The 16,064-nt window shown below is 57.5% G+C and carries 18 protein-coding genes and 1 tRNA gene; 16 read left to right on the top strand and 3 right to left on the bottom strand.

Annotation, left to right across the window (positions count from 1 at the left end):
• Positions 1-105: 105 nt before the first annotated feature.
• From HEQ34_RS04995 to HEQ34_RS05005, 3 genes are all read right to left on the bottom strand, one after another.
• Positions 106-1,560, bottom strand: coding sequence for a hypothetical protein (locus HEQ34_RS04995; RefSeq protein ID WP_296198229.1), 1,455 nt, complete (start codon positions 1,558-1,560; stop codon positions 106-108).
• Between the two features lie 267 nt (positions 1,561-1,827).
• A tRNA-Thr gene (locus HEQ34_RS05000) sits at positions 1,828-1,903 on the bottom strand.
• Between the two features lie 152 nt (positions 1,904-2,055).
• On the bottom strand, positions 2,056-2,868 hold the full coding sequence (locus HEQ34_RS05005) for a flagellin (RefSeq protein WP_296198231.1): 813 nt from the start codon (positions 2,866-2,868) through the stop codon (positions 2,056-2,058).
• 226 nt (positions 2,869-3,094) lie between these two features.
• Between HEQ34_RS05005 and fliE the strand changes: the two genes are divergently transcribed.
• From fliE to fliD, 16 genes are read left to right on the top strand one after another with little or no spacing between them, the layout of a single operon-like run.
• The gene (gene fliE, locus HEQ34_RS05010; RefSeq protein WP_296198234.1) at positions 3,095-3,430 is read left to right on the top strand and encodes a flagellar hook-basal body complex protein FliE; all 336 of its coding nucleotides are present in this window, start codon (positions 3,095-3,097) and stop codon (positions 3,428-3,430) included.
• Positions 3,431-3,433: 3 nt separating this feature from the next.
• On the top strand, positions 3,434-5,089 hold the full coding sequence (gene fliF, locus HEQ34_RS05015) for a flagellar basal-body MS-ring/collar protein FliF (protein WP_296198237.1): 1,656 nt from the start codon (positions 3,434-3,436) through the stop codon (positions 5,087-5,089).
• The gene (locus HEQ34_RS05020; protein WP_296198239.1) at positions 5,082-6,119 is read left to right on the top strand and encodes a FliG C-terminal domain-containing protein; all 1,038 of its coding nucleotides are present in this window, start codon (positions 5,082-5,084) and stop codon (positions 6,117-6,119) included. The genes fliF and HEQ34_RS05020 overlap by 8 nt, the downstream gene beginning before the upstream one ends.
• Entirely contained in the window at positions 6,112-6,672 is a 561-nt protein-coding gene (locus HEQ34_RS05025) for a hypothetical protein (RefSeq protein ID WP_296198242.1), read from the top strand. The genes HEQ34_RS05020 and HEQ34_RS05025 overlap by 8 nt, the downstream gene beginning before the upstream one ends.
• Positions 6,669-8,000 carry a FliI/YscN family ATPase gene (locus HEQ34_RS05030; RefSeq protein ID WP_296198244.1) on the top strand — a complete coding sequence of 444 codons (1,332 nt, stop codon included), beginning with the start codon at positions 6,669-6,671 and terminating at the stop codon, positions 7,998-8,000. The genes HEQ34_RS05025 and HEQ34_RS05030 overlap by 4 nt, the downstream gene beginning before the upstream one ends.
• Entirely contained in the window at positions 7,997-8,425 is a 429-nt protein-coding gene (locus HEQ34_RS05035) for a hypothetical protein (protein WP_296198247.1), read from the top strand. Before HEQ34_RS05030 ends, HEQ34_RS05035 begins: the two co-directional genes overlap by 4 nt.
• On the top strand, positions 8,422-9,660 hold the full coding sequence (locus tag HEQ34_RS05040; protein ID WP_296198250.1) for a flagellar hook-length control protein FliK: 1,239 nt from the start codon (positions 8,422-8,424) through the stop codon (positions 9,658-9,660). The genes HEQ34_RS05035 and HEQ34_RS05040 overlap by 4 nt, the downstream gene beginning before the upstream one ends.
• 14 nt (positions 9,661-9,674) lie before the next feature.
• Entirely contained in the window at positions 9,675-10,286 is a 612-nt protein-coding gene (locus HEQ34_RS05045) for a flagellar basal body-associated protein FliL (RefSeq protein WP_296198252.1), read from the top strand.
• Complete coding sequence (locus HEQ34_RS05050) at positions 10,283-11,143, top strand: FliM/FliN family flagellar motor switch protein (protein WP_296198256.1); 861 nt, start codon at positions 10,283-10,285, stop codon at positions 11,141-11,143. Before HEQ34_RS05045 ends, HEQ34_RS05050 begins: the two co-directional genes overlap by 4 nt.
• Positions 11,136-11,450 carry a flagellar motor switch protein FliN gene (gene fliN, locus HEQ34_RS05055; RefSeq protein ID WP_296198258.1) on the top strand — a complete coding sequence of 105 codons (315 nt, stop codon included), beginning with the start codon at positions 11,136-11,138 and terminating at the stop codon, positions 11,448-11,450. The genes HEQ34_RS05050 and fliN overlap by 8 nt, the downstream gene beginning before the upstream one ends.
• Positions 11,447-11,719 (top strand): flagellar biosynthetic protein FliO, encoded by a 273-nt coding sequence (locus HEQ34_RS05060; protein WP_296198260.1) that lies wholly within the window; start codon positions 11,447-11,449, stop codon positions 11,717-11,719. The genes fliN and HEQ34_RS05060 overlap by 4 nt, the downstream gene beginning before the upstream one ends.
• Positions 11,712-12,464, top strand: a complete 753-nt coding sequence (fliP, locus tag HEQ34_RS05065; protein WP_296198588.1) for a flagellar type III secretion system pore protein FliP — start codon at positions 11,712-11,714, stop codon at positions 12,462-12,464. The genes HEQ34_RS05060 and fliP overlap by 8 nt, the downstream gene beginning before the upstream one ends.
• A gap of 3 nt (positions 12,465-12,467) precedes the next feature.
• Positions 12,468-12,737: a flagellar biosynthesis protein FliQ gene (gene fliQ, locus HEQ34_RS05070; protein WP_296198263.1), complete on the top strand. Its 270-nt coding sequence runs from the start codon at positions 12,468-12,470 to the stop codon at positions 12,735-12,737.
• Entirely contained in the window at positions 12,734-13,519 is a 786-nt protein-coding gene (gene fliR, locus HEQ34_RS05075) for a flagellar biosynthetic protein FliR (RefSeq protein WP_296198266.1), read from the top strand. The genes fliQ and fliR overlap by 4 nt, the downstream gene beginning before the upstream one ends.
• A complete protein-coding gene (locus tag HEQ34_RS05080) occupies positions 13,512-14,651 on the top strand; it encodes a flagellar biosynthesis protein FlhB (protein WP_296198269.1) in 1,140 nt (379 codons plus the stop codon). The genes fliR and HEQ34_RS05080 overlap by 8 nt, the downstream gene beginning before the upstream one ends.
• Positions 14,652-14,694: 43 nt before the next feature.
• Positions 14,695-16,059, top strand: a complete 1,365-nt coding sequence (gene fliD, locus HEQ34_RS05085; RefSeq protein ID WP_296198271.1) for a flagellar filament capping protein FliD — start codon at positions 14,695-14,697, stop codon at positions 16,057-16,059.
• The last annotated feature ends 5 nt before the right edge of the window (positions 16,060-16,064 follow it).

Below are 16,064 nucleotides of genomic sequence, written 5' to 3' on the forward strand. Positions count from 1 at the left end.
AAAAATCCTCTAAAACGGCTGTCCGCAATATTGTCATTCGGTGTCGCAATTGACTGATTATGGCGTTGCATGATGCCGGTTTTTGCCGCGGCGCCGATGCTAAATTCATCCTAATTTCGCAGGCAATAACAGGCTCATAACCGGCGCGGGTGCTTCTGACGGGCGTCGTCCATATTGCGTAGGCGAAAGCAAAGCTGCTCCAAAAAGCATTTGGCTCCATTCGGCGGGGCTGCGCGTTGAAAGGCCCTGACCATTGGGTGGCCGGACCGTGAGCACGACCAGAACTTCGCGACGATCGACCGACGTGCCGCGACGTGAAAGCCCCGGAAGAGCCATCGGCGTTACCGAACGGTTGTTGGTGCTGCGCCGATTCAGGGAATCTCCCGATCCGACCACTATCGCCTTACCATAAGGTAGCTTCACGGACACTTCGACGAGGGTTTTGTCGGTCTCAAGTATACTTGCACCCCGCCCGACATTCACGGCAGACTGTCCGGTAATGTTCGACATTTCCAAAACCACGTCTAGATCTACGTCAGTTGGACCAATCCGCTGCGGCGTTACTTCCAACGTCACACCGACATCGCGTTCAATCGGCTGGCTCCTGTCCGAGAGGGGAACGATCAAGACCGATGCACCTTCGGAGAATTTGGATTTGCGGCCTTCGCGGGCGAGGACGACTGGACTTGCCTCAAGCGTGACGCGTGAACTGCTGCTCGACGCGAGGTTGAGCGAATAATTGATTGCAGGGGCGGTGACCGTCAGGTTCCCTGTCTGCGTGCTCGCATCAGCCCCTGCCAGATCATAATTATAATTGAGCAAAGTTCCGCCGAACTGGACAGAAAGCCCATCAAGCAGATTAAGGCCCCTATTTCCCGTTGATGTGCGGTTTTCACGGATCAGATACGCTTCGATCACCACGCCTTCACCTGCGCCAACCACGGCATCGGGTGCTGTGCTGATTGATGATGGGGCAGTGGCCGGTAATTCGGTGCGGCTAGCGGACGAAGCTTGTGATGGTACAGGGCGCCAGCTTGTTCCTGCAAACGCCGCATCCAGAAATCCGAGCCCTGCGGTATCTAAGTCCGACGCTCGGTCCGCCTGGGCCAAGGCCACACGCGCAAATTCTGGTTCGCCCGCGCGATATGCCAGCAGCGCCAAGGGAACAGCCATTGGCCCCGCTGCACCGCGCCGTTCAACGGCTTGGGCCATAAGACCCATGGCCTCTCGGATATTGCCAAGCTGGTAGGATGTTACAGATGCCCCCGCGAGCGGTTCCCACAGATCTGGCGCCAATCTCGCGGCTGTCTGAAAACCGCTCAACGCCATTTCCAGATCACCCCGCGTCACAGACGGCCCACTCAGGAAACCCATAGCAACTTCGTAATGCGCGGCAGCCGAAAGCGGATTGTGGCGAACGGAAGCAAAGCCGTCCGCTTCGACCGGCCGACCGATCCCCGTCATTGCACCTTTCATGTGCACCGGGGCGCAGCCTGCGGAAAGCAAAGCCATTAATATCACGAGGTTCAAAGACCATATTGGGTTACGCGTTGCCATCATGTCCTTTCAAAACCAACATCAGTGCTCAATATATAAAGCGTCCACGACATTCGTTCGGCAGCAAGCGAGATCTGATGCGCCTGTGTCTCGCACAACGGCGCAACGTAAGGCAAATGCACAATTGTCAAATCTGGTTCACATTTCCCCGAATGCATGTTGGATGAGATTTGATAACGCGCCGCGTGTCTGAAAATATGGCACACCGATTAGGGCGTTATCTGCCGGGCGAGGTCGCCCCAAATTTCGCGGTGTCATTTATGAAAAATATGGTGCCGCCTATAGGATTCGAACCTACGACCCCCGCATTACGAATGCGATGCTCTACCAACTGAGCTAAGGCGGCAACTGGCGTTTGGGCCGTAGCTTCGCATAGCCAAGAGCGCTGGTGAGTTCAAGTGGCCTTTATGCAGAATACCCCGACGGCCAAATTGTGGGCCATCGGGGTATTGCATGCTCCGGCGGGGCTTTCGGAGCGTGCGTTGTTACGCCTTCATCTTAACGCAGCAGGTTCAAAACGCCCTGCTGGCTTTGGTTTGCTTGCGCCAGCATCGCGGTCGAGGCCTGAGCAAGGATCTGTGACGACGCGAGTTTCGTCGATTCTGCCGAGAAGTCTGCGTCTTCGATGCGCGATTTTGCTTCCGTCAAATTCATGGCTGTCGATGTCAGATTGTTGACGGTGGCCTCAAGGCGGTTTTGCACGGCACCGATGTTGGCGCGTTGCGCAGCAACAAGGTCAATGGCCGTATCGAGCAAGTCCAGCGCGGTGCTTGCGCCAGTGTCCGTTGAAAGGTCGATTCCGTCGATAACAAGGCCAGCGTCATCCATCGCCACGATTTCGATATCGACAGTTTCACCGGTTTCAACCCCAGTCTGGATGCTGAACGTTTCGTCGTCATCCAGCAACACCGTTCCGTTGAAATCGGTCCGGCCTGCAATGTCGTTGATCTGGGCAATCAGGGCGTCGGATTCGGCGACGATTGCGTCGCGGTCTGACTCAACCGCAGTGCCGTTCGCAGATTGCACGGCCAGTTCACGCATGCGGACTAGAATATTGGAAATTTCGCCCATGGCGCCTTCGGCCGTCTGCGCCAGCGAAATGCCGTCATTGGCGTTACGGACAGCTTGGTTCAGACCGCGCACTTTTGCGTCCATACGGGTGGCGACCGCAAGGCCAGCGGCATCATCTTTAGCGCTATTGATCCGCTTACCCGACGAAAGACGCTCCATCGCGGTGCTAAGTGTATTGTTCGCCATACGTGAAGCATTTTGGGCGCGCAGCGCGCTGACATTGGTATTGATGACTGTCATAATAAATCCTTTTGCTATTCCTCGTGGTGGGCAGCCCGACAGGGGTGAGCAGCCTCGGCATCAAGAAACGGCGTGCCGACCCATCGATTTAATTACCGGCGTCGGAAATTTGGCGAGAGCAGCTTCAGACTAGGCCTTATGCCTAAGAAGACTGCGCCTTTCGGCAAATTGGCACATCATTTGCAAACATCTACGCAAAGGCAATTCCGCCTGCGGACCCAAATGCATGTCGACCATCGACCAGAGCCGACTTTTACAGATGCGCTCGTCCATCTTGAACCAGAATGACGCGTTGCGGCGTGCGGCTGGTCGTGATGTACCGGCCGAAGCGGTGGCATCAACGACGCCCTTTGCACAAACAATGACGGACGCGTTGCAAGTCGTGAACGCGCAGCAGGGCAAGGCCAGTGCGTTGTCGGCATCCTATGAACGAGGCGAGACCAATGACATCGTCTCGGTCATGGTCGAACGGCAAAAGGCCTCAATTGGTTTTGAAGCAACGCTTCAGGTCCGCAACAAGCTGCTGTCCGCCTATCGCGACATCATGAACATGCCGGTATAACGCATGGCCGATCAACAAATACTCGCCCCCGACGCGTCCATCAACAATGGCCAATTGGCGCGCAATGTCACGCCGGGCGCTAATTTCGGGTTTGACGGCCTGCGCGGAATGACGCTTCAGCCAGCCGTGCGCAAGGCACTTCCTACGCTGGCCTTGACAGGTGCGTTGGGGCTGGCGGCGCTGACCTATTTCGCGCTGAGCACGCCTGCACAAGCGCCCTTGTTCCAAGGCCTTGCCGAAGCGGACAAGGCAGCCGTTGCCGATGCGTTGCAGTCATCGGGTATCAGCTACAGCCTTGACCCCGGCACGGGCGCCATATCCGTAGACGCAGGCAAATTGCACGAGGCGCGAATGTTACTTGCCGGCCAAGGGCTGCCCAAAGCGCAGCCTACTGGCGACGCCATGATGGCTTCATTGCCCATGGGGTCAAGCCGCGCGGTCGAAGGTGAGACGTTGCGCGGTGCGCGCGAAGCCGACCTTGCCCGCACGATCGAAGCGATTGATGCGGTAAAAACCGCCCGCGTCCATCTGGCAACGCCAGAGGCAAGCGTATTTGTGCGCGAAAGCAAAGAACCCGCCGCGTCGGTCATGCTGACGCTTCAGCAAGGACGAAGCCTGTCGGCGGCACAAGTGCGCGCTATCCGCCATCTAGTCGCATCGTCCGTTCCCAACATGTCCGCCGAGGATGTGTCGATCATAGACCAAAGCGGTGCGTTGCTTTCATCTGATCAGACCAGTGCCGACGACCGGATGTTCCAACTGCAAATGCAGATGGAAGAACGCTATCGTGAGGCGGTCATCGCGTTGCTGACGCCCATTGCGGGCCCCGGCAATTTCTCGGTTGAAGTACATGCCGATGTCGATGCCAGCGAAAGCCAGTCCACCCGCGAAACCTACCCCGAAAATGACCGTGCGTTGCGTAGCGAAGAAGGCAATAAGTCCGTTAGCGGCGCAGCAGAAGAAGCAGGCGGTATACCCGGCGCGATGGCCAACCAACCGCCGCCTGCAAATGCGGTCGTCAATCAACCTCCAGAAGCCAATGCCGCCGGCACCAGTCCCGGCCAAAGCGAGGAAACCTACAACCGTAGTTTTGATGTTGGCCGGGAGATTGCGGTCACACATAACCCGCAAGGCGCGTTACGCCGCCTGTCGGTCGCGGTCGCCCTGCGCGATGGCAAAGGTGCGCAGAAGCGCACGCCTGCAGAGATTGCGGCACTGGAAAATCTGGTAAAGGGTGCCGTCGGCTTTAAGGCCGAACGCGGCGATGTCGTCGCCATTTCCGCGCGTCCCTTCGTCGAAGAAGCCGAAGTCGTCGTCAATTTCTGGGATGAGCCATGGTTCTTCCCATTGGTGCAGCAAGTCGGCGCGGTGCTGGGCGCATTGCTTGCCTTTTTCATCATTGGCCGTCCGCTGGTGAAAGCGGTCAAAGCCCGCATGATAGCGTCGAAGGAACTGGCAGAAACCGAGCAAAAATTGATGCAGGCGGCGGCCAGGCAGCAGGCCTCACGGCCCGCCAATGGAACCGTAACCATCGATATGATTGAATCGGCGCCAAGTTATGAAGCGCGCGCAAAGCTTGTACGCGCTTTCGTGCGCCAGGACCCGCAACGCGCCGCGCTCGTCGTCCGTCAAATGTTGGGGAAACCATCCAATGGATGAAGATCTCGATGAAATGACGCCGCCAGAGCCAGCAACACCGCTTGATGGCGGGCTATCTGCGGCAATATTGTTGATGTTGCTGGAAGACGGCGACAGTTCCGCGGTCTTGCAGCATTTGGACCCTGCGGAAGTCAAATCCTTGGCCAAGGGAATGTTTGAAGCATCATGTGCGACCGAAACCGATGTGGAAAGCGCATTAGAGGTTTTTGTCAGCAACAACCGTGACCTGTCACAACTCGCCGTTGGCGCGCCCGTCCGCATCCGCGGCATGATGAATATGGCGTTGGGGGATAGCACTGCGAACCGCATCTGGACGCAAATCGCGCCAGCACAAGCCGCACCGCCATCATTAGAGGCGTTGCAATGGCTGGACACCGCCACGGTTTCGACCCTGGTCGCCAATGAACATCCACAACTTGCCGCCATCATCCTGTCGGCTCTGCCAGCCGAGGTTGCCGCAGACGCCGTCGCAGGGCTTGATGAAGCTGTCCAAGCCGATCTGTTATTTCGCACCGCCACCTTGGGCCCCGTCCCTGCTGCGGCAATATCAGATATTGAGGCCATTCTTGCAAATTATGCCGAAACCAGTGCCAGCAACCCGCTCATCAACATGGGCGGGCATGGAGACGTCGCAAAAATCTTCAACAATCTGTCCCGCCCGCAAGCCGAAAAGCTTTTGAAGACTATCCGCAAAAAGGACAAAATTTTGGCCGATGCCATTGAAGAAGGCATGTTCATTTTTGCCGACCTTGCCCAGCTCGACACCAAATCGCTTGGCGCAGTCATGCGCAATGTCGAGGCGGACCGCCTGGCGCTGGCCATTAAGGGCGCGGACGCCGCCTTGGGCGAGAAGATCCTGAGCACATTGTCTTCACGCGCGGCGCAAACCATCAGCGACGAAATCGCCGAAATGGGCCCGGTCAGCCGCGCCGATGTCGAAGAAGCACAAAAGGCTGTGGTCGCCATTGCCAGGGGCATGGCTGCGTCTGGCGAGATCATGCTGGGAAAGCAGAGCAACGACTATGTCTGAGACCGTCAAACTGTCCCTCACAAAATATTTTGGCGAACGCCGGGATTTTCGTCCTCACAAGTTGCAGTTCCCATTTCCGGCACCCGCAGATGAAGCCGAGGACCACTATGTGCGTGGTCTGGCGGATGGGCAGGAAATGGCGCAGGCGGTGTTTACGATTGAACGCAAACAGCTTCACGACTTGCTGCTTGCCGCAAATGCGCTGCGGCCGGAAGATAATGCCGAAATCGGCTTCATGCTCGACAATATCATCCGCAGTGTCGTCACGAAAATCATTGGTGACCTGCCGATTGACGGCGCTTTTCTAACGCAACAGATCGCCGCCGCCACGGCCGTTTTAACGGAAGCAGACCAGAACCGCAATTTGCACATGCACCCGGATGACCTTGCGTTATTGTCCGACGCCGAATTGCCCCTGCCATTTACGGCGGACCCACAATTGCCACGCGGTGCGTTGCGTATTGAATGCTCCGATGGATGGGTTGAACATGGCCCCGCCTTTGTGCTTGAACGACTGGCGCAAACGCTCGGCGATGGCGGACGCGTCGCATGACCACGCGGTTGGAAGCGATTATGGCGGCGCGGCATGGCGTTGCCGCTCTGTGCGATGCGGACCCGCGCCGCGTTGGCCGTCTGGCTGCGTTGACCGGGCAATATTGTGAAGTCAGCGGATTTCCTTATCCGCTTGGCACAGGCACAAGGATGCAGGCAGAAAATGGGGACTTTGCCGAGGGCGAAGTTGTAGGCTTTCAAGGACAGCGCGCTATCATTCAACCGCTTGGTGATGTCGGTAACATCGCCAGCGGCGCGGCCGTCTATCCCAATGGTCGGCATGACATGATTGAGGTTGGCGAAGAGCTGCTTGGCCGTGTGATTGATGCAAAAGGCCGTCCACTGGATGGGGGTCTTATGCCGTCATGCAGTGGCCGACAAAAAATTGCCGGTGAAGACAGCAACCCGCTCGACCGGGGTCGCGTCGTGCGGGCGATGGATACCGGCGTCCGCGCCATAAACGCTTTGCTCACCATTGGCGAAGGGCAGCGTGTGGCGATTGTCGCGGGCTCTGGCGTCGGCAAATCGGTGCTGATGGGACAAATATTGCAGGGCATTGATGCCGACATCATCGTCATTGGCCTGATCGGCGAACGTGCGCGCGAAGTATCGGATTTCGTTGAGGGCAAGCTCAACCGCGATATCCGCCACAAATCGGTTGTTGTGGCAGTGACAGCGGATCAGGTGCCGCTGTTGCGCTTGCGTGCGGCCATGCGTGCAACGGCCATTGCCGAACATTTTGCGCATCAGGGCAAGCGGGTCTTGTTAATGATCGACAGCCTCACGCGCATTGCGCATGCGCAGCGCGAAATCGGTCTCGCCATTGGGGAGCCGCCAACGATGAAAGGCTACACCCCCTCCTCGCTCGCGCTAATCCCACAACTTGTCGAGCGCGCCGGCGTTGATCGCCGGTCGGGTGGTTCAATCACGGCCATATATACAGTATTGGCGGACGGTGGGGACTTGGAAGACCCGGTTGTCGACGCCGCACGTGCCATTGTCGACGGCCACATCATCTTGTCGCGCACGCTTGCCGAAAGCAGCATCTTTCCAGCGATTGATGTCGGCCGGTCGTTGTCCCGGTTGATGCCCGACATTGTTGATCCGGCGCATTTGGCGGCGGCGGCGCGGTTCCGGCAATTATGGTCAAGCTATGAACAAAATAGCGATCTGGTCATGCTGGGCGCTTATGCGCAAGGTAGCGATGCCGTGCTGGACCAGGCGATTGCCCAGCGGCCAGCGATGCTGAATTTCATCACGCAACCCATGCAGTCTGTCGTCACATTTGATGATGCCCGCACCGAACTTGTCGATGGGATGGGCGCATGACGGCCAATACGCAACGCTGGAAACGCATATTGAAAGTGCGTGCTGTTCAAAGGCATATGGCTGAGTTGCAATTGCACCGATGCGAAAAAGAGGTGCGCAATCTCGTCGATCTCGGGCACCGCATTTCCGCCATTCGCGCGGCCGCCCAACCGTTGGTCGGCGCACAAAATGGCATGATGCTGCGGTCGGTATGCGAACTATCATCGCGTCTCGACACCGCGCAGCGCGCACTTGCCACACCAAGTCGTAATGCGCAGGAAGCACGCAATCGTCAGCAGCACGCCGTTGTCGCCGCACGGCAGCGCGAAACAGCGATCGAGAAGCTGGCGGCCAACGTCGCCGCGCAAGATGCCAAACATGCCTTGGATCGCCAAAACCGCGCTGCGATTTTTCGGAAAGCCGCCAAGAGCGAGGGAATGTCATGAACCCGCTGAGCGCGCCCATGCCGCCTGCCGCCATGACCGTGATGTTCGGTCCAACGCCGACAACAGGGGTGTTCGAGGATATGTTGAACATTTCAGCCACTCTGGCCGACGCGACGCCCAATGTGTCCGTCGATGTCGTGACACCCGCCACAACGCCGATCTGCGCGCCTGCCATCACGCTTGTCTTGCCCCCCTTGGCCGAAGTGCAGAACTGGGCCGCGACAGAGGTGTTGCCGCAACCAACTGTGCCGGAAGCACATCACCGGACGGCGACCATTGTCTTGCCGCAACCAACAGCCCCCGATGCGTTGAACCGGGCCATGACGATTGTCTTGCCGCCACCCACTGCGCCCGAAAATAGTATCGAAAACGCAGGCACTGTTGCTGCGGAAAAGGCAGAAGCATCGTCGTCCCCGATAGATCCCGCGCTTGTGCCGACACCTACGGTCCACATGCGTCCGCCCGTCAGCGCACCCGCCCATATGCCTGTTACGCCACTTGCGTCCCAAGTCCGCAAGTTACCTAATACGGCCGAAACGCCAAAGCCATTGGACGCAACGTCGGCCCAAACGCTGGCCCAATGGCTGCCAAGCACGCCTCAAGGGCCAGTAAAGCGGGCGGACGCGATGCCGACACTGCGGCCGGATACACTTCTCGTACCGTTGCTAACCCAAGAGAATAAGCCGCAACTGCCCAGCCCCTTGCCTGCGCACAATCTGGGCTTGGTCGATGATCAGCTTTTCAGCTTTGAACCGCAATCTGGCATCCGCGCAGCACAGGCTTCGGTCGCACCCACGGTCGCACCTACGGCTCCGCCCACAGACACACCGATCGCGGAGCTTAGGCAGCTTGTTATAACAGCAGATGGCGAATGGATCGGCGCGCTCGCACGGGACATTGTCGGCCATGCGGCAAGCGACAACCAACTGGCGTTCACGCTGATCCCTGAACATTTGGGTCAACTGGATGTCGCTGTGACCACAGACAATGGCAAGGTCGATATCCGGCTTGAGACCAGTACACACGCGGCTGCGCAAGCCATATCAGCGGAGCAGGCCCGGCTGATCGAAGATCTGCGCCATGCGGGTCTGAAACTTGGCCAGTTTGATATGTCCAACCGGCAAAACGGAAACGGTCAACAACAGTCCCCACGGCCCGATAGCCAACACACAGACAATAACTCCACCCCAGCGCAGGCGTCTGCTTCTTCCAAAGCCCACGGCCGCTTCGCCTGATTGAAAGACAAGACATGAGCAAGCAAAAATCCGCCGATCCCGAAACAAAGCCCAAAAAGGGAAAGAAGAAGTTCATCATTGCATTGGTTGTCGCGCTCGTGCTGATTGGGGCGGGTGCTGCAACCGGGATCTATTTGGCCGGTGGCATTACCGGACAGGCCGAAAAGGTTGACCCGCGCCGTCCCAAGCTTGTCGAGCGGAGCACAGAAGCCGAAGAGCCAGCGGCAGAAGGCGCAGGTGACGCGCCCGTCCTGAAAGAGGGCACAGTCGACGTGAAGAATGACCGCGTGTCTGTGGACCCGCGCAAATATGAGGTGACCTATGTGAACCTCGACCAAAGTTTCACCGCCAATCTTGCCGATGGCGCAGGCTTTGTGCAGTTAGGCCTGAGCCTATCGACATATTATGACGGCAAAGTCGTCCGGAATATCCAACGCCAAAGCGTTCCGATCCGTTCGACCATTTTGATGGTCTTATCGCAACAGGATGCGCAAGCCCTTTCGACACCGCAGGGTAAGAAGATGCTGCAACGTGACCTGACCGCAGCCATCAATGACATATTGCGGGAAAAAGAGGGCTTTGGCGGCGTTGATAATGTCTATTTTTCGAATCTGGTTATCCAATGAGCGCGTCGCTTCTCTTACGGCCACGGACTGCGGTAGCTGACGATTTTGGCTGGCTGCAAAAGCTTTGCGAAAATCTGGGCGAAGCGATGTGTGACTTTTTGGCGAGTCACCAGAAGGTTGAAGCCAAGGTTCAATCGGTGGCCGAGGCACGCTATTCCGAATGGTATCCGTCACAGCCTGCGTTCAGCCTGCTGATGCCATTCGAGCTTGGCAAGGATACAGGCGAGCTGGTGGTGGCGGTCCCTGGTCAGCTCATCAGCCAGATCCTTGATGTGCAATATGGCGGGTTAGGCAAAGTCCCTGAGCGGCAGGGCTTCAGCACGTCCGAGATGCGGCTTGCGATGCGGCTGAACGCACATTTGCTCCCTTATGTGAATCACGCGCTGCTGGGCGCTATCTCCGAAGCTGTAAGTGCGCAGCCCGTCCAGACGGATTTGCAGGCATTTAATTTGCCGCAGTATCGCGACAGTATAGTGTTGGCCAAAATTGACGTGGAATGTCCTGCCCTTGGTTCCAATGCAATCCACGGGTTCATTGGTTACGCCCAGGCCAAGAAAATTGCCATGCGCTTTGCCGACGCTAACCCCAATGGGCTTCCCGCTGATCCAGAATGGAAAGACAAAATGCAGAACGCGACCTTGCGCGTTCCGCTGCCTGCGCGCGCCATTTTGACCCAAACCGAAGTGCCGGTGTCACGGCTCTTGTCGCTTCGGCCGGGAGACATCTTGCCCGTCATGCTGCCCGCCGATGTTCCGCTGTTGGTCGCAGGCCGCCTTTTTGCACGCGGAACAATTGGCGAGGCCAATGGCCGCACTGCGGTGAAAATCGAAAATATGGAAGGTTCTGACCATGAGTGATATGACTGAGGCCCCAAACACAAGGCCAGCCGACCGGGCGGTCAAATTGGACATGTTGGCCGATATAACCGTACGCGTTACGGTCGAGGTTGGCTCTGCATCACTGACGCTCGCGTCCTTGCTCGAATTGAGCGAAGGCAGCGTGCTTGAGCTTGACCGGCAAGTGAATGACCCGCTCGACCTGTTCGTCAACGGCACTTTGGTCGCCCGAGGCGAAATCGTCGAGACCAATGGCCGCTTTGGCATTCGCGTGCTGGACGTTGCCCCGGACGGTGAAGGGCTTGGCGGCATGGAGTCGCGACCGTGATCCTTGAATATTTCGGACGCCTTTTGCTTATCCTGCCGTTGATTGGCGGCATGGCGTGGGGTTCCTTATGGCTTTGGAAAAAGCTGCAGATCGGACTGCCATTGACCGCGCAATCTGCACGCGCCGTGCGCGTGGTCGATGCCGTGTCGTTGGGCGGCAATGGCCGGCTACTGGTCGTGGAATTTGGTCAGGACATCCTTTTGCTTGGCGCATCACGCAGCGGCATAAGCATATTGGCATCGACCGATCAGGGCACCCATGATGCTTAGGTTTTTAAGCATCTGCATCTGCCTTTTTGTGCTGCTCGCCAGCCAATCCGCCTTTGCCGCGCCAAGCGCGATGGGCATGGAAAAGGCGCTTGGCGCGGTAGCCGGAGACGGGCGGCCTTTGTCGCTGTCGCTACAAATTCTCCTGCTGATGGGGTTGCTCACGGTATTGCCGTCTTTGATCCTGATGATGACCAGTTTCACCCGGATCATCATTGTCCTGTCGATTTTGCGTCAGGCCCTCGGGCTGCAACAAACCCCCCCAAACCAGGTGCTGGTTGGGCTGGCGTTGTTCCTCAGCATTTTTGTAATGCAGCCGGTGTTGAGTACCATCAACACGCAAGCGCTTGAACCTTATGGCCGCGATGAAGTCAGTTTTGAACAGGCATTGTCGACGTCGGCCACAGCGATGCATGGCTTTATGATTAAACAGACGCGCAAAACCGATATTGCCTTGTTCAGCGAGATTGCCAGAGCTGGCAAATTTGCAAAGCCCGCCGACGTGCCCTTTTCGATTCTGCTACCGGCCTTTGTCACCAGCGAGTTGAAAACGGCGTTCCAAATCGGGTTCATGATCTTCCTGCCATTCCTGATCATTGACTTGATCGTGGCGTCTGCATTGATGTCGCTGGGCATGGTGATGCTGTCGCCGACGATTATTTCGATGCCGTTCAAGCTGTTATTATTTGTCCTGGTGGACGGTTGGGCATTGACCATGGGGTCATTGGCCAGCTCATTTGTGATGTAGCCTGTGGACCAGGATTTTTTCATCGACGTGGCGCAACGCGCGCTTTGGATATTGGCGCTTGGGGCGGCCCCCATTCTTATTCCCGCGCTGATCGCTGGCGTGGTTTTGGGTATGGTCCAGGCCGCGACATCGATTAATGAGCAGACTTTAAGTTTCGTACCAAAGCTTATCATCGTCGCAATTGCGCTGGCGGTTTGCGGGTCAAGCATCATGATCCTGCTGGCCGATTTTACACGCGACATATTCGCGCAAATCCCCATGTTGGTGCGATGATACCCGCTGGCCTGCAAAATGTGGAAGGACAATTGCTGGTCTGGATGGTGGCCATGATCCGTCCGGGCGCAGCTTTTGTTGCGGCCCCCATGTTTGGGGCGCAAGCCGTGCCCGTGCAGCTTCGCCTCGTGCTGGCACTGGCTATCGGTATTCCATCGGCGTCGATGGCCAATATGACATTACCGGCGGCCGGCATCATCTCGGTCCCCGGCTTTTTCATGATCGCCGCAGAGGTGCTGGCGGGTCTGGCGATGGGATTTGTTATCCAGATCGCCTTTGCCGCATCCTTAGTGGCTGGTGAGGCGATTAGCAACGCCATGGGCCTTGGCTTTGCCTCAATGGCGGACCCGGCAAGTGGCCAATCAAGCCCTGCCGTCGGGCAGTTTCTGTCCATGCTCACCATGTTTCTGTTCCTTGCCGCAGACGGCCATTTGGCGTTGATTGCGATTATCGCCGAAAGTTACCGCACGCTGCCTCCGGGGCAAGCATGGCTATCTTTTTCGGCCATAGGCAGCGTTGTTGAATTTGGCCGCCTGGCCTTTTCCGCTGGCCTGTCCATTGCCCTGCCTGTCGGATTTGCCTTGGTGCTGGTGCAATTGATCATGGCCATGATTGCGCGATCTGCGCCGACATTAAACCTGTTTGCCGTCGGCATGCCTGCCGCATTGCTTGCGGGTATATTATTATTGGGCGTTTCTCTGCCGGTGATGGCCGACATGCTCAGCAATGCACTTCGCCTTGGGCTCGATCAGGCACAGAGCCTTGGCGGTGGCCGTGGCTGACGCACCCGATAAAGACCAGCAAACCGAAGCGCCAACCCAAAAGCGCAAGGACGATGCAGTCAAAGAAGGCGATGTGCTGGCGTCACGGGAACTGGCCACTGCATTGATGATGATCGCGGGCGCCGCATGGGTGATGGGCCTTGGCACGTGGTTTTTCAGCGCGAGCAAGACTTTGTTGAAAGGCGGCTTGTCGCTTGACCTTTCTGACCCCGACCATTTCGAGCCACTTGATGCATTGAATGTGGCCGTGGCGCAAATTGCCGTCCCATTTGCCGCGTTGCTGACACTGACACTGGTCGCTGCCTTTGCCGCGCCTGCGATGCTGGGGTCGCTTGGCATGCGGGGTAAGGCGATGGCACCAAAGGCCAGCCGCATTAACCCGCTGGCTGGGCTTAAGCGTATGTTCGGAACGCAGGGGCTTATTGAATTGTTCAAGGCAACCGCCAAAGTATGCGTCCTTGGATATGCCGGTTATTGGATCATTTCGGGCGAGATCGCATCCCTGCCCGGCCTTGCCGCCGCCGATCCGGCTGTCGCGGTCGGCATCATCGGGCAGAAGATGTTATTCACCATAGCGATTCTGGCCGCTGGCCTGACGCTGATTGCCTTAGTCGATGTCCCGATCCAATGGTTCCAGCGCAACCGCAAGCTGCGCATGACAAAGCAGCAGTTGAAGGAAGAAATGCGCCAAAGCGACGGCGCGCCTGAACTGAAGCAAGCGATACGCTTGCGCCAGCAAGAGGTGATGATGTCATCGGCGCGTAAGGGCATGGCTGACGCCAATGTCGTCCTGACCAACCCGACACATTTTGCGGTTGCCCTGCGTTACCGGCCAGGTTCAGATGCCGCGCCCATATTGGTCGCGCGCGGACGCGGGGATGTGGCGCTGGCGATCAGAGCCATGGCAGCGGAAAAGAATGTGCCAACGCTCGAATATCCCCAATTGGCCCGCGCAATCTATTTCACCACGCGCACGGGCAAGGCCATATCCGAAGATTTATATGCCGCGGTCGCCGCCATATTGGCCTTCGTCTTCCGGTTGGAATCCAGTTTCGGTCAGCAGATTCCCAAGCCGTCTGTTGCAGTGCCGGTCACGATGCATTTCGATCAGGACGGACGCCGGGCCGCCTAAATCCTGCGGCAATATGGCCGTATAAGCCAGCAAGGAAATTCATATGGTCACGTCAATTGCAAACAGCCTGGGTTTTGGCTCCGGCATTGATACCGCAGCGTTGGTCGCGGATCTTGCGGCTGCATCGCGCGCGCCGAAGGCGGCACGTTTGGATGCATTATCGCGGGCCAATCAAGCAAAAGTCAGCACGCTTGCACAAGCACGCAGCGATCTGGACAGCTTTGCCAATTCACTGGAATCGCTCGCTTCGGGCGGGACCTTGCGCAGCCAAGCCGTCACGTCGGACCCGACAGCATTATCCATCACCGCCCAATCCGGGAACCGGCTGGGCAGCTTTAGCGCACAGTTGGTCATTCAAACGCTTGCCAAGGCGCAAAGCAGCTTTTCGGAAAATGTCGCCTCGCGCACGGCATCGGTTGGCCAAGGCGATATGACACTTACCGTTGGGACCAATAGCTATGCCATTGCCATTGATAGCGCAAATGACAGCCTCGACGGACTGGCCACCGCCATCAACGCGGCCGCGAGCGGCGTCACCGCAAGCGTCATCAACGATGCAGGTGCATATCGCCTAGTGCTCAAGGGCCAGAGTGGCGCTGCCAACGCGTTTACGTTAACCGCTGACGCTGGAGCGCCGACAAGCCTGCAACAGTTTACGACCGAAGCCATGACCACGGGCCAATCGGCCAGCGATGCCGCATTCACCATTGATGGCGTTGCCTATCGCCGCACGTCGAACTCTATTGACGACGTGGTTTCAGGCATGAGCCTGATTCTGAAAAAAGCAGACCCGCTCACCGCCATTGCGATCAGCACGGCGCGCCCATCCGAAACAATCAAACAAACGCTGGCTGATTTCGTCACTGTGTTCAATGGCTTGAAAAAAGACATGGAGGCGGCGCGTAAAGCCAATAATGGCAGCCCTGCGCTGCGGGCGTTTGAACGGCAATTGACCGGATTTGCCGCAAAGCCGCTGACATCGCATGCCAGCATCAGCCGTTTGTCCGACATTGGCATTTCCACAACGCGTGACGGAACGCTTACGCTGAATATGGCACGCCTCGATGCTGTTTTGCGGGATAATCCCGATGCTGTTGAAGCGATGTTCAACCCGCCGCGCGATGCAGGACAGTCAGATACCACTGACCCCGGCATCGCCTTCGCGCTCGATAGCCTGCGTGATGCCGCCGTTGCGAGCGATGGTCCGTTGGAACTGGTGCAAACCGCCTTAAAACGGGATGCCGACACGATTGCGCAAAACCGCAGCAGAATGGAAGCACGCGAGCTTGCCTATCGCAGCCGCCTTGAAAAACAATTCGCCGGCATGGACGCACGCATCGGCGCGCTAAAAGCAACGCAGAGCTATCTGGAACAGCAGATTAAGCTTTGGAACAATGGAAACGATTAAACCCT

The organism is Sphingorhabdus sp. (assembly GCF_023910635.1).
Classification (GTDB): domain Bacteria; phylum Pseudomonadota; class Alphaproteobacteria; order Sphingomonadales; family Sphingomonadaceae; genus Sphingorhabdus_B.